Source organism: Rheinheimera baltica DSM 14885, from assembly GCF_000425345.1.
Classification (GTDB): Bacteria; Pseudomonadota; Gammaproteobacteria; order Enterobacterales; family Alteromonadaceae; genus Alishewanella; species Alishewanella baltica.
On the sequence record NZ_AUDG01000047.1, the window covers coordinates 20,074 to 34,094 of the forward strand.

The window sequence follows — 14,021 nt, forward strand, 5'->3', positions numbered from 1 at the left end:
AATGCATTGCAGCTTTTGTCTCTGTTAGTTAACCACTCTGATCCGACGCCAGGCTAATAACATCAAAGCCGGTAACAGATAAAACAGGCTGCCTCCACCGCCTTCAGGCTCTGTCGGTTCGGGTTGCACTTCTGGCGCAGAGCGCGTCGCGTCCAGAGGGAATGCATCTTGCTTATTTCCCACACCGTCACCATCGGTATCATTAGACGCATCAAATGGTGCCAAATCTAACAACGCACCCACAATGGCAATTGACACCGGATTATTTACACCGGCACTTTCAGCTGAGGCAACCACGCCTATCGGCGCACCATTGCTACCGCTGTATTTCAATATCTGGTTGGTGTCTGAACTGCACAGATAAACATCACCGGCGTTATCCACTGCGATACAACCCGGCATACCGAGGCCACCGCTACCTGCACTGATAAATTCCCCGCTATACTGGCCAGTTGCACTAAAACGCGTGACATTTCGACTACCTGCATTTGTCACCAAAATACTACCATCCGCCATTTTTGCCAAATGCTCAGGCTTATCTAAACCAACACCCTGCGCCCAAACCGTTGATTGATTGTTAGTCGTGGTCACTGAGTAACGTAGTAGCTGGTTAGTATCGCGCTGAACTAACAGGTTATGACTGTCCGTTAATGCCAAGGTATCACGATAAATATTGGTGTTGTTAGATAGCAGTTGAACAGAAGACGTAGCGCTGTTACCAAACTGAAATACATTGATATACGACGGTGCCAAACCATTTGATACGTACAGTCGGCTTTGCGCTTGTGTGTCACCGGTTTTTACCAAGTGAGCAGCAAAATTACTACTTAGCTCAAACCGCGGTATTAAAGTATCAACTTCTTTGGTATGCCGGTTAAGCCTAAGCACATCACTAAACTGGACAAAAGCTAACTGCCCCGCACCTAGATCAACCAGATCGGAACGGAACGTTATGCCCCCAGCAGGTGCCTGATACAACGTATCTTCAAAGCCGCCTTCAGGTAAACTAAACAACTGAATACTACCACTACCCGCATTGACAACAATAAGTTGCTGCATACCATCAGCACGGCGGTCAAAATCGTCCACGCCGTCATTGTCGTTATCATAATCGAAACGATTGCCTACACCATCACCGTCTGTGTCAGCCGCATCCTGAACATTAAACGGTAGCTGATCACTATTGTCTCCAACACCATCGCCATCAGAGTCTGTTGAAGCCGTTGCATCAAATGGAAGATCGTCTGACACATCTGGCACACCGTCATTGTCATCGTCCGGATCAGCATTATTGCCAATACCGTCGTTGTCGAAGTCGGCCCATTCTGAGGCATCATTTGGAAACACGTCGGCATTATCACCAACACCATCGTTGTCCGAATCATCGGTCTCTGTTACATCAAAGGGGTATGCGTCATATAAGTCTGTAACACCATCGCCATCAGTATCCGGATCGCTTGGTGGCGGGATATTAACCACAGCGTTGGATACTGCAGCACGTAATCCTGCATTGGTTGCAGCAAAAAAGTTTACTGCTGACGCATTGTCTGCTTGCTCAATATCACCGCATGCGATGGCTGCACAATTTAATCTCGGGTTTGAAAACCGGGGTAATCCATAGTTACGGTTAATATCGCCAGTACCAATTGAACTCATAACTGTATTAAATTTACCCGTTACAATCAAAGCACCGGCAGCAGGTAATGCCCCGACACTTTCACCGTTTCTATATTGATGACCTGCACCAAAATTATGGCCAATTTCATGCGTAAAGGTGTCTAAACAATTTGAGCCACCACTAATACCTACGTTACTGATATTAATAAGAACATCGGGCACAGATTGCGGAAAATAAGCCACACCGCACACGCCTCGCTCATTTAACTCATGTAGCCTAATCATTGACACAATGTCGGCGCCGTATTGCTCACGCAAAGCGGCGACATTATTCAAGCTGCTATCCGGTTGCGTGGCGTTATTACCATCCAGGGCAAATCGTAAATCATCCAGCGCAGTAAAATTTGACGGCTGGTTATAGTTTACAAACTGACTGTGTACCAAGCGCAACTGTACGTCGATACCACTGTCAACAAAAGACTGATTTGCCTTCGCAACCAACAGATTCATTAGCGTATCGGCCAGCCCGTCAGGGTATTGCTCTAACACTTCACTGGCATACAGCATCATAATGTCGACAATGGTAAAGCTGCTTTGTGCATCATACTGCGTCGTTGCAGGATGGGATTGCTTTGATGTGGTCGCGGCAAAATGTAGCTCAGGCATCACCACATCATTTTCATAAGATGGCGCTGCCAGGCCGGCCTGGCTCAAGTTAACCAGATAGACCTGATTTCCTTTCTGCAATACCATGCTATGGCCTGATACACCGACAATTTCACCTATAGCGCCGGTTTTACCTTGTGTCAGTATAACCTTATGTGGCTTACCATTAAGCTGCACCACCCCGGATACGGTGACATCACCGTTGTCGTGCCTGATACTATGCTTAATTTTAACATCGAGCTTGCCACCCGCCTGCGGCAGGCTAAGTTGCATTACACTCTTGTCCAGCGTTGTTACTAGTAGCGAATTATCAGCACTATATTGCCCGTGCCCGCCTTTTTGCTCACCAAGGTCAAACCGGCTAATAGCCGATATGGGGATATTCTGTAATGCTTTGGGTAAACTTTGTGCTTGTGTCCCGGCTGCGCTAACAGGCGCACTTTGAAGTAAAATCAGGCCAACAGACAGCGCCAGCAATGTTGGTAAACCCTTGAAAAATCTCACATGAAATCGCCTTCAATAAAATATTGTTGCGATTAAGCTAGCAGTTAAAACCGGTACTGTAAACATAATAACAACAACTACATGTCATTATGTAGCCAACATTTCACATTGTCTTGTTAGCTAAATCTCAACCAGGAATATCGTTTAAAAAAACGTATTTACGGATTAAGTAGCAACAATAATTGGTTTCGCTGCTGTTCGTCTTCCAAGCTGTCAAACGGTAACACCAGATCGTCTTTACCATTACCGGTTAAATCAAACAGCCGCGCTTTACGCGCATCCCTTGGCAGGTTTAGTTTAATGCGTTCACTGCGCCTGCTAAATAACCGCTTATCTTCATGCTGGTATATGCGCAGCTCATCCCCGCCATCACCTACCAGTAATGACTTCTGGCCGCTACCTTGGGTGTCTGCGACTAAAAATAGCGGCATATCATAGCGAAAATTACTAATACTGACATCGATGGTAGCTTGCTGACGAAAATCGGCTTTTTCTGGGTACTGCCGCTGTGCATTCAGCAAGTAAAAATCAATATCTAAATTAGCACTGCCCCGCAGCAGCACACGGATAATGGTACCTAAGCCAAAATCTGTGCTGGGAATATAAAAATCTTTGCGGCCATCATTATTGATATCATCGATGACGACATCTATTGGCGATGTCTCTGTGGTAATAAACGTATCTGGCTCTGCGTTAAAAATCAGGCCAGTTCCAGATTTAACACCGAAATGAATACGAAAACTATTGTTACGTTCCAATGCATCGGCCAGTTGCTCGCGGTTAATTACCAAATCCGGTATGCCATCGCCGTCGATATCGGTAATATCACGCAAAGTATCAATATTTTGACCATTGTAGCTGCGTCCCGCATCATTTCGCTGGTCAGCCTCTTCCTCTGTGGACAAGGACACAGGCCAACTCATTTGTAGTGGTTCTGTAGAAAAGCTGCCATCTGGCTGTTGCAGGAAAAGCTGAAATTTACCTTGCGAGACAAAGACCAGATCACTTCGGGAGTCCTGATTAACATCAACAATATAATGTTTTCGTGGTGTGTAATCTGGGCTATCTCTCCAGCTTTGTACCAAAGCGGGGATCTGCAAGGCATAATGTTTAAAACTGCCATCCTGTTGTTGCCGATACAAATGGGTCTGCTGAAAGTCTGAGACAAGAAAATCACTTAAGCCGGAACCCAGTTCAACAACAAAGTCGGCACTTCGCAGCCGGTTTTTGTCCAGCACGCGGTAGATGGATTCAGAAGCAACCAATAACTGAGCATGACTGGCATCTTCTGACAAGCGGCTAATCCCTTTTAAGCCTAGAAATATCAGTTGTGATTGGCTTTCTCCTGCTAATAATGCCTTAGAAAAAAATTGCGCCGTCTCTGGTACAGGTAATAAACGGCTGCTGTAATCGGTTAAATTAACCTGACTTAGCCAGCGGGAAAATTGACTGTAGCCGGATACCAGTAACTGCTTTCGCTCAGGCAGCAGCAATATGTCACCGTTTGGGGGATGTGGTAGGCTAATTTTTTTGAGTTCAGTGTCTGCTGCATTAATAGGGGCTGCAAGCATTAGTAAAAACAAGGGGATAACTGACTTCACAAGCAGACACATCCTTTGCAAAATTAACACTGATTAACGTGTAGTAAACACTTTTGGTTCACTTTATGACTAAACAGGTTAAAGGTTTTGCCTGATCTTGTCTACTTCACCACTGTCGAGCATGTGTTGCCAATTTAGCTGCAACTGCTGATAAATATCTTTAGAAATAGCGTTGCGGCTAAACGCAAAATAAACCGGATTTTCGTGCAGTACAAACAACTTCACATAGCGACTGGCCATATCGCCCTGGCGTAAAAGCTCATCTACTATAACCTCATCTTCAAGTGAGGCGATGACCCGGTCTGATGCCAACATAGCCAGTTTTTGTTGATTACCCGATGCATAGAATATCCGTTGATCAATTAACGCATCTTGCTGCAGAAGTTGTTGCCACTGCGGGCCATAATAAGCGCCCTCAGTAACCGATATTAGCCCGCGCATGCTTAGCAGCTGAAACAGGTCGGTTACTCTATGCTCTAAATCCCGCCGCCCCACTGCAACCATCCGTTCAATATGATGTGGTCCGACAAAATAACTATATTGTGCGCGTTCAGGAGTTTCAGACATGGCTATCATAACCGCAAGAGAACCCTCTTCTAGCATTTTAATCGCACGCCCTGCCGGTAATGCTACCGTGTTCATTTGACATGGCAGTGTTGCCAACAATGCGCTAAGTAGCTGATAAGAGTGCTGTGATAATTGGCTGTTATTGTGTGAGCCCGCTGCAATACTTTGTTGTTCTGACTCAACCCGCACACTAAGTTGGCAAGATGCATGTTGTACGACATATTGTTGCGCATTAACGTGCCAAGCATTCATCAAAATCTGCAGAGTAAAGAATACGCGGACCAATTTTGACACGGGCATTAAGCCGCCTTTCTATTAATACATAAATTGACTATAGCGCTGTAGCAAGTATGCGGCAAGTGGCGCAAATACGCAAAAAGCCAGCAAGACGCTGGCTTTTTTAAAAACGCGACAGTTTAACGCGCGTTGGTACTTTCAAAGATTTTGTCAGCTGAAGCCGCCACAAAACCGGTATATAACAACCCATTAGTCATAGGATAACGGGTAGCAAACTCATAAAAACAACTTGGAATGGTTGCCATGCCATCACTAAATTGTACCGGGTGTAAGTCTGCCAAAGTTGACGACTGCTCTAAATACACCTCTGGCGTGCCTTTTATTTCGCCGCCTGACGTATTTAACAAAAAGCCAGCGTCTTTAAGCGCATTATTTACCTGTTGCAGGCTGCTGAAGTTTTGCAGCTCATTTACACTTACCGTAAAGTGATTCGCGCGATAACCCCAGGCAGCTAACCAGGCGGCATATTCACTTTCTTCCAGTAGTTTTTCATACGTAGCCTGGCTTACCTGCCAATGCGTGCCGCTGTATAGAAAGTTATCAGCAGTAACGGCCTCTTCTGGAATTTGCGCTACCAGTTCGGTAATGGTGTCACGCAGATAGGCAGAGCATTTATCTAACAACAATTCAGAAATAAATACTTTGGGCTGATTACGATCAGGGTGCTCATAATGTTTGGCGTACAATTTTTTCGCCTCAAAATGATATTCACCACATTCTTCATAACCCAACGCTTTAAAATGCGCTGCCAGTTTTTCCAGTCCAACCTTTTCCAGGTTAAACGTACGCAACGCTATGTGATCATTAACAACGTCTTGCTGCTGCGAGCTGCCCAGTAACTGGTGAACTTGTTTGGCAGAAGGTGTCACCGCTACATAGTCTTGCCACAGGTTGGCAAACAACACTTTTACATCAGTATGCATATTTTATCCGCCTTAACATTTACCGGTTATTACTTATCTGGCCCTTAAGCCTTGTCTAACACTATAAATCTTGCCATATCGCCATCATGCAGGCGCAGTGTATCGGCAAATTCCGCACTTAGCAGCAATAGCTGCTGATCTGCATCAAACTTTGCGCTTTTTGAGAAGCTAGCACGAAAACCTTGAAGTGCTGTGTTGGCTACAGCTAAGGTTTGCTCCCCTTGCACATCGGCAATTTTAACTGCAACTTTTTTGCTGGCCGCTACCGATTTAATCTGGCTTAAACGCGCTTCAACCGTTGGGCCGGCATCGAATAAATCAATATAACCACGATGATTAAACCCTTCGTTTTCCAGCATTTTTAGTGCAGGCTTAGTGTTCTGATGCACCTGACCTATTACGTCCTGAGCACATTGAGGCAGCAGACCAACATAAATGGGATGTCGTGGCATCAGCTCAGCAATAAAGGCCTTTTTCCCCACACCAATCAAGTGATCAGCGGTAGGAAAATCGATGGTTAAAAACAGCTTTTGCAGCCAATGCCAAAATGGCGGCTGGCCATCGCTGTCTGCCGCACCACGCATCTCGGCAATGACGCGGTCGCTAAAGCGCTCTGGGTATTCAGCCATAAACAAAAAGCGTACCTTGGATAAAAACCGGCCAGCATGGTTACGCCGATAGCTCTCGCGTAAAAATAACGTGCAAATTTCTGAAGCACCGGTGTAATCGTTACACAGTGTAAGGGTACGTAGCTGATTAAACACATTAAGCTCAGCGCTGTGGTGAATAACCGTATTTTGCTGAAAGTGATATAGCGGTGTGCTGGTACCCACTGCAGCCTCAATACCGGTAGTGCCTACAATTTCACCGGTTTGAGTATCTTCCAGCACAAACAAATAGCCCTGATCGCCAGGGCCATCAACCTGAGCGGCAAAGCTGTGCTCGGCATGGTCAATTTTTTGCTTCAAGCGCGCATCGTTTACCGGCAACGAGGTAAAACCTGCGCCAGACTCGATAGCGATGTTTTTTAGCGCCGCAAAATCTGCCGCTGTAATAGGTCGGATAACTAACATGGCTTAGCCCTGCACCACATTAGCAACAGCTTGTTCAAAACGGGCTAAACCTTCGATGATATCAGCATCAGGAATAACCAGTGACGGCGCAAAACGCACTACGCTGGTACCCGCTACTAAGGCCATCAAACCCTGATCGGCGGCGGCTAACATAATGTCACGCGCTTTTCCGGCATAGTCGCTGTTTAATACAGCACCAATTAATAAGCCTGAACCACGAATTTCGCTAAACACATGGTATTTTTCGTTTAGTGTAGTTAAGCCGTCTTTAAACAGTTGCGCTTTAGCCTTTACGCCATCCAACACGGCCGGGGTATTCACGGTATTTACTGCTGCCAACGCCACAGCACAAGCCAGCGGGTTACCGCCGTAGGTAGAACCATGGGTACCCACAACTAAATGCTTGGCAATCTCAGTGGTAGTTAACATAGCGCCAATAGGGAAACCACCGCCCAGCGCTTTGGCTGTGGTCAGAATATCTGGCGTTACACGATAGCCCATATAAGCATAAAGCTCGCCTGTACGACCCACACCGGTTTGTACTTCATCAAAAATAAGCAGTGCATTGTTTGCATCACACAGCTCACGCACGCCTTGAATAAATTCAGCTGTGGCTGGCATTACACCACCCTCGCCTTGCACCGGTTCAACCATTACCGCACAGGTATTGCTATTTATAAGGGCCTTAACGCTGTCAAGGTTATTAAATTCAGCGTGCACGATAGCGTCAGGCTTAGGGCCAAAACCATCAGAATAGGCTGGCTGGCCACCAACCGTAACGGTGAAGAATGTGCGGCCATGGAAGCCTTGTTTAAAGGCGATAATTTGGTTTTTCTGCTCACCGTATTTGTCTTTAGCAAAGCGGCGCGCCAGTTTTAATGCCGCTTCGTTGGCTTCAGCGCCAGAGTTGGCAAAGTACACCTTTTCAGCAAAGGTTGAATCAACTAAGGCTTTTGCCAACAACAATGCCGGTTCGTTAGTCATAACATTAGATAAATGCCACAGTTTGTCAGCTTGATCTTTTAATGCAGTAACTAATGCCGGGTGACAATGGCCTAAACAATTAACCGCAATACCACCGGCAAAGTCGATAAACTCATTGTTATTTTGGTCCCAAACACGTGAGCCTTCACCTTTTACCGGAATAATTTTTGATGGTGCATAGTTAGGAACCATCACGTCATCAAATAAGCTTCTTGTTACCTGCATAAACTACCTCATTGTCGTTGCTGTGCTAACTTGTCTTTATATAGATTTAAAGTGACAAGCACCGCGAAAGTGACACTATTATATTGCGAATACTCGCCATATTGCAGTATCATTTTCAGCAATTTTTAAGATTAACTTAGCAATTTAACGTGACGGATTAGCAAAATGATAAGCAAGGAAGATGAGAAGTTATTAGCCGTACTTAAACATAATGCCCGTGCCAGTATTTCTGACTTAGCCCGGATACTGGACTTATCACGCTCGACGGTGCAAACCCGTATTGCACGCCTGGAACAAAGCGGGGTGATTAAAGGCTATTCAGTAGATTACGGCGACGACTATATCGCTTCACTGGTGTCGGCTCATGTCAGCATCAAAGTGCGGCAAAAACTAACAGCAAAAACTAACGCCGAACTGAAACACATTTCACAAGTATCAGCACTTTATGCCATTAGCGGCGAATACGACCTTATTGCCATAGTACAGGCACAAAGCACCGAGCAACTAAGCCATATCCTGGATGATATTGGTAACCTGGATGGCGTAGAGCGGACCAATTCGTCGGTTATTCTGGAAACCAAATTTAAGCGCTGAGTTAGTGTAACAGCGTTACCGTTGGCTCGCGCGGTGTCTGCCATAGCTCCGGGTTGGCTTGCAGGTACTCAATAAACGCCTGAGCCGCTGCTTTGCAATCACTACCTGATGTTTTACAGGGTAAGGCTGGTACAGCCTGATACTGTGCTTTATATGATACTGCACCGCTACTATCTTGTAATGCCATCACGCGTTTAACTGCATAAACGTGGGGTTGCTTATCCTGTAAAATCACATCCAGCCGGTCACTAGTTTGCTGCTTGGCCTGCTGTAATACCTGCCAGCCATCATTACCGTCTGCCAGATATTGCGTTGTGGCCAGTGTATAAACTTGCTCTGGCTGAATATCCTGCCATTGGTTCTCTCGCCACAGCTGCAACTGTGATAACTGCGCCTTACCTTGCGCTATTGGCTTGGCGGTATAGCGTAGTTTGCCGCTATACGGAAATTTACCGGCATGGGCTCCCGGTACCAGTGTTGCGCTAATGGTATCGGTTAATAACGCCGCTAATTCAGCGCCACTGATACTCATTATGCTTAAAGGGGTATTAAACGGCAGTACCTCCAAACGCACGTTGCCTTCATATACCGTGCCGGCAGCAAGTGGTGCTCTGATATTACCCGCGCCAATGAGCGCAAAATCAACTGTACGCTGTGTTTTTGCCTGCAGCTGCGGCTGATTTAGCCAGTACACCATCGCGTCTGCAATATAGCCTGCTAACGCTGAACCATGGCGATCGCTACCAGCCGTACCCGGTAAACGCACATGATTAACACTGCGCGGCGTTACGCTAACTGCACTGCCGTATGCTTGCTGTACTGCAGGTAAATACGTTGAGTCCAACACATCGCGCAATGCTTTATCTTCACTAACAATGGCGGTGCGAGGCAAACCGGCAATATAGCGCTCAGTTTCAGCTTGAACCTCAGGTAAAATGCGACTGGATTCATCGCGTCGCGGCGAATTAAAATAGTCTTTACTGGCCAGCAAGGTATTCTCGCCAATACAAGCTTGTAGTTGGCCATTGCGGTTAAACGTTAACATGGCTTTACCTACCGCTTGTGCAAACTGCCCTGCTTGTACTACGCACGTTTGGTTGTTGCCATCGGGGTTTATCACCATTTCGGCGTAAGGCCGCTGATTGCCCAAATACCAATGCCGGAAATCGCCCAGTAAACTGTGGCTATGGCCTCCGACAATGGCGTCAATACCATTTACGGCGCTGGCAAGCGCTAAGTCGCGCTGATGCCCCAAATGTGTTAGTGCAATAATATGTTTCACGCCCAGCGCAGTTAACACATCTACTGTTTGCTGTGCACTTTGTATTTCGTTATAAAACACCAGCGCACCGGTATCGGGTGCTATGGCGCGCATATCCTCAAGCGCCAAACCAAATACCGCCACCAGCTCACGCCCTGCTGCAGTGTCAACACTGGCTACGCGCTGCAGTTGGTTGTTATCAAGCACAAATAAGCTGTAAGGCTTCAGGTTTTGGCTATTGGCCAACAACGGCTCTGCGGCCGTATTAACATTGGCGGCCAGCACAGGGAAGTTTATCTTATCAACAAAGTCAGCCAGCTTGTTCAGGCCAATATCAAACTCATGGTTGCCCAGCGCCATGGCATCGATATTCATCCGATTTAACACATCTATGTTTATTTTTTGCTCAAACAGCTCAAAATAGGCACTGCCTTTAAAAGCATCACCACCGTGTAAAAACAATGATGGGATCTGCTCTGCGTTAGCCTGCTGGCGTAAACTTTGTGCCTGAGTCAATAAGCGGGGGTGACCGCCTATGAAGGTGTATAGCGGTTGTCCTTTAGCATCTTTTACACTGGCGGGGCTGGCATCAAATTGAGAGTGTGTGTCGTTAATATGGATTAAGGTTAACGTTAACCCTGAATCAGGCTCAGAAACTGCACTGCATCCTAACATCATGGAAGCAAAAAATACTGCTGGAACACCCAATCGCATAACTATTAACCTTTATATCACACAGACATTTTTAAAGCGGCTACCTTAGACACAAAGCCGTTTAAGCTCAAGTGAAAATACTATGGCAACTTCTGTTTTGATAAGTGCTGCAGGCATATTAAAGCGCAGCACGAATTTTGTCAGCCAGTGCTTTAATTTTGTCCATATCTCCCATCTGCGCTCCATGCCGGTTCAATTTTGACAGATGCTCAGGGATTAAATGAAAATGCAGATGCGGCACGGTTTGTCCGGCAGCACTGCCGTTTAACTGCATCAATACGACGCCATCGACCCCCAATGTCGATTTAAGTGCTGACATCACTTTTTGTACTGTTGTCATGGTGTGGGTTAGCTCGTCCGCCGGGATATCCAGCAAAGTTTCTGCTTCAAACTTGGGGATCACCAACGTATGGCCTTCGGCCTGCGGCATAATGTCCATAAAAGCCAATGTGTAGTCGTCTTCATACACTTTGAAACTGGGAATTTCATCGCGCAGAATTTTGGCAAAAATATTGTTGCTATCGTAGCTCATGCAGTTCTCCTTTAGGCAGGCTTATGCAACCAAGTATGCCAGCATCTGACGGTATAAAACCAGCTTTTGACGCTGTAGTGGAATAATGAAGCTGATTATTTAAGCTCAGAAAACTGGCTGCAACACCCGCCCCGGCTCGTCACAGCAACTCGCCCTACTGCCTACGGCAGGGCTCAGACACTCTGTGGCGACCGAAACGGGGTTCCAGCCGCTTTTCAGATCAGGTTTAATCAAACAAATACCGTGCATGAAACCTCAGATGCTGCTCAATAAAGCTGGCGATAAAATAATAGCTGTGGTCATAACCCGCCTGCAGGCGGATCTCAGCCGGCACAGCGCTTTGCTTCGCCGCAGCAATTAAATTGTCGGTGCGCAATTGCTCAGGATAAAAGCTGTCTGCCGTGCCCTGGTCAACCAATAATGGCTGCGGATCTTGCGCTACAGCTAACAATACTGATGCGTCATATTGCTGCCATTGGCTTTTATCATCACCTAAATAGCCACTAAAAGCTTTAATTCCCCAAGGGCAAGCAACCGGGTTGCAAATAGGTGAAAATGCCGAAATGCTACGATAACGTTCGCTGTTGCGCAGGCCAATCACTAAGGCACCATGGCCGCCCATTGAGTGGCCGGTAATAGCGCGTTTATCAGACAGCGGTAAATGCTGCTCTAGCAATTGCGGTAACTCGGTTACTATGTAGTCATACATATGATAATGCGTGGCGTACGGTGCCGCTGTGGCATTTACATAAAAGCCCGCACCTAAGCCAAAATCATACGCGCCGTCTGGATCATCGGGAACCCCATCACCGCGCGGGCTGGTATCCGGCATAATCAGCGCTATACCAAGCTCTGCGGCAATACGCTGAGCACCGGCTTTACTGGAAAAATTTTCGTCGGTACAAGTTAAACCCGATAACCAATAAAGCGCGGGTACTTTGCCATGTTCGGCCTGTGGCGGTAAAAACACCGAGAACTGCATATCGCAGCTCAGTACAGTGGATGTATGAGTGAAACGAATTTGCCTGCCACCAAAGCAAAGCTGCTCACTCACTTTGGTTAATGCTGAAATTGTCATAGTCTGCCCATAGTGTTCAACAAGGACAGATTACAACACCCGCCTTGGCTCGCCACAGCAACTCGCCCTACTGCCTACGGCAGGGCTCAGACACTCTGTGGCGACCAAAACGGGGTTCTAATCCGCCCATCAATTACATTCGCTTGATATTAAAAGTGAATTACCGTGCGAATAGACTTACCTTCATGCATCAAATCAAAGGCTTCATTGATACGTTCCAACGGCATAGTGTGCGTAATAAAGGTGTCCAGCTCAAACTCGCCGTTTAAATAGCGGTTTACGTAATCAGGCAGTTCGCTACGGCCTTTTACGCCACCAAACGCAGTGCCGCGCCACACCCGACCAGTAACCAGCTGAAATGGCCGGGTAGATATTTCCTGGCCTGCGCCTGCAACACCAATAATCACCGACTCACCCCAGCCTTTGTGGCAGCATTCCAGTGCCGAGCGCATCACATTAACGTTACCGATACATTCAAAGGAGAAATCCACGCCGCCATCGGTCATTTCAACAATAACGTCCTGAATAGGCTTGTCGAATTTTTTCGGGTTAATTACATCAGTTGCACCGAGTTTTTTCGCGATATCAAACTTATCTTCGTTGATATCGATAGCAATAATACGGCTGGCTTTGGCCATGACTGCACCAATGATTGCCGATAAACCAATGCCACCCAAACCAAACACGGCAACGGTGTCGCCCTCTTTTACCTTGGCAGTATTCATCACTGCGCCCATACCAGTGGTTACACCGCAACCAAGTAAACACACTTTTTCCAATGGCGCTTCTTTGTTAATTTTTGCTAGGGCTTGTTGATCTTTCGAGATGGATTATTAGACAGCATGATGGGCTGGTACAATTACTTTCGCCAAAAACTAACCATGACAACCCATCATGCCAAGGACAATGTTAACAGACGAGTGCTGGTCAAAGCTAATCAGATTGATGCTTAAAACAGGCCGCATTTATGACAAACCGGAACACAGAAATACTTTCGAAGGCATTTTGTACCGGATGCGGGTCGGTTGCCCATGGCGCGATGTGCCAGAAACTTTTGGAGATTGGAGCGCCATCTACCGGCGTTTTAACTTGTGGTCTAAAAAAGGCATTCTGATGCAGCTATTCGCCGAGTTAAGGCAATTGGCTGATTTAGAATGGGAATTTATAGACGGCAGCATCGTCAAAGCGCATCAGCATGCGACAGGGGCTCGCTCAAAAGATAAAGAAGCGATAGGGAAAAGTCGTGGTGGTAACACGACGAAAATCCATATGGCAGTGGATAGTTGCGGCTTGCCAGTAGATTTTATCGTGACAGGCGGTGAAGTTCACGACAGCAAAGCAGCTATAGAGTTACTTGAACAACTGCCTGATGCCGAGCATGTTAT

At 46.6% G+C, this 14,021-nt stretch carries 11 protein-coding genes and 1 pseudogene; 2 read left to right on the forward strand and 10 right to left on the reverse strand.

Annotated features, from left to right (window positions below; all coding sequences use genetic code 11):
* Positions 1 to 24 precede the first annotated feature (24 nt).
* The 6 genes from H595_RS0114600 to H595_RS0114625 all read right to left on the reverse strand — a co-directional run bounded on the left by H595_RS0114600 (position 25) and on the right by H595_RS0114625 (position 8,457).
* Positions 25 to 2,787: a reprolysin-like metallopeptidase gene (locus tag H595_RS0114600; protein ID WP_027671872.1), complete on the reverse strand. Its 2,763-nt coding sequence runs from the start codon at positions 2,785 to 2,787 to the stop codon at positions 25 to 27.
* A gap of 158 nt (positions 2,788 to 2,945) precedes the next feature.
* Positions 2,946 to 4,388, reverse strand: coding sequence for an FG-GAP repeat domain-containing protein (locus tag H595_RS0114605; RefSeq protein WP_240474912.1), 1,443 nt, complete (start codon positions 4,386 to 4,388; stop codon positions 2,946 to 2,948).
* 78 nt (positions 4,389 to 4,466) lie between these two features.
* A complete protein-coding gene (locus tag H595_RS0114610) occupies positions 4,467 to 5,207 on the reverse strand; it encodes a substrate-binding periplasmic protein (RefSeq protein WP_027671874.1) in 741 nt (246 codons plus the stop codon).
* 164 nt (positions 5,208 to 5,371) lie between these two features.
* Entirely contained in the window at positions 5,372 to 6,175 is an 804-nt protein-coding gene (locus tag H595_RS0114615) for a DUF1338 domain-containing protein (protein ID WP_027671875.1), read from the reverse strand.
* A 44-nt stretch (positions 6,176 to 6,219) separates the two neighbouring features.
* A complete protein-coding gene (gene astA / locus H595_RS0114620; protein ID WP_027671876.1) occupies positions 6,220 to 7,248 on the reverse strand; it encodes an arginine N-succinyltransferase in 1,029 nt (342 codons plus the stop codon).
* A gap of 3 nt (positions 7,249 to 7,251) precedes the next feature.
* Positions 7,252 to 8,457: an aspartate aminotransferase family protein gene (locus H595_RS0114625; protein WP_027671877.1), complete on the reverse strand. Its 1,206-nt coding sequence runs from the start codon at positions 8,455 to 8,457 to the stop codon at positions 7,252 to 7,254.
* Between the two features lie 165 nt (positions 8,458 to 8,622).
* Between H595_RS0114625 and H595_RS0114630 the strand changes: the two genes are divergently transcribed.
* A complete protein-coding gene (locus H595_RS0114630) occupies positions 8,623 to 9,051 on the forward strand; it encodes an Lrp/AsnC family transcriptional regulator (protein ID WP_027671878.1) in 429 nt (142 codons plus the stop codon).
* 1 nt (position 9,052) lies between these two features.
* On the opposite strand, the gene H595_RS0114635 is transcribed toward H595_RS0114630, so the two are convergent.
* The 4 genes and pseudogenes from H595_RS0114635 to H595_RS22510 form a co-directional block, all read right to left on the reverse strand.
* Entirely contained in the window at positions 9,053 to 11,026 is a 1,974-nt protein-coding gene (locus H595_RS0114635) for a bifunctional metallophosphatase/5'-nucleotidase (RefSeq protein ID WP_027671879.1), read from the reverse strand.
* 118 nt (positions 11,027 to 11,144) lie between these two features.
* Positions 11,145 to 11,558, reverse strand: a complete 414-nt coding sequence (locus H595_RS0114640) for an HIT family protein (protein ID WP_027671880.1) — start codon at positions 11,556 to 11,558, stop codon at positions 11,145 to 11,147.
* A gap of 226 nt (positions 11,559 to 11,784) precedes the next feature.
* Positions 11,785 to 12,636, reverse strand: coding sequence for an S-formylglutathione hydrolase (gene fghA / locus H595_RS0114645; protein ID WP_027671881.1), 852 nt, complete (start codon positions 12,634 to 12,636; stop codon positions 11,785 to 11,787).
* A 149-nt stretch (positions 12,637 to 12,785) separates the two neighbouring features.
* Positions 12,786 to 13,445 (reverse strand): annotated as a pseudogene (locus H595_RS22510) (zinc-binding dehydrogenase); the annotation flags it as partial.
* A gap of 85 nt (positions 13,446 to 13,530) precedes the next feature.
* Here H595_RS22510 and H595_RS0114655 point away from each other — a divergent pair.
* Positions 13,531 to 14,021 (forward strand): IS5 family transposase (locus tag H595_RS0114655; RefSeq protein ID WP_037054941.1); only part of this gene is annotated, 491 nt, incomplete at its 3' end.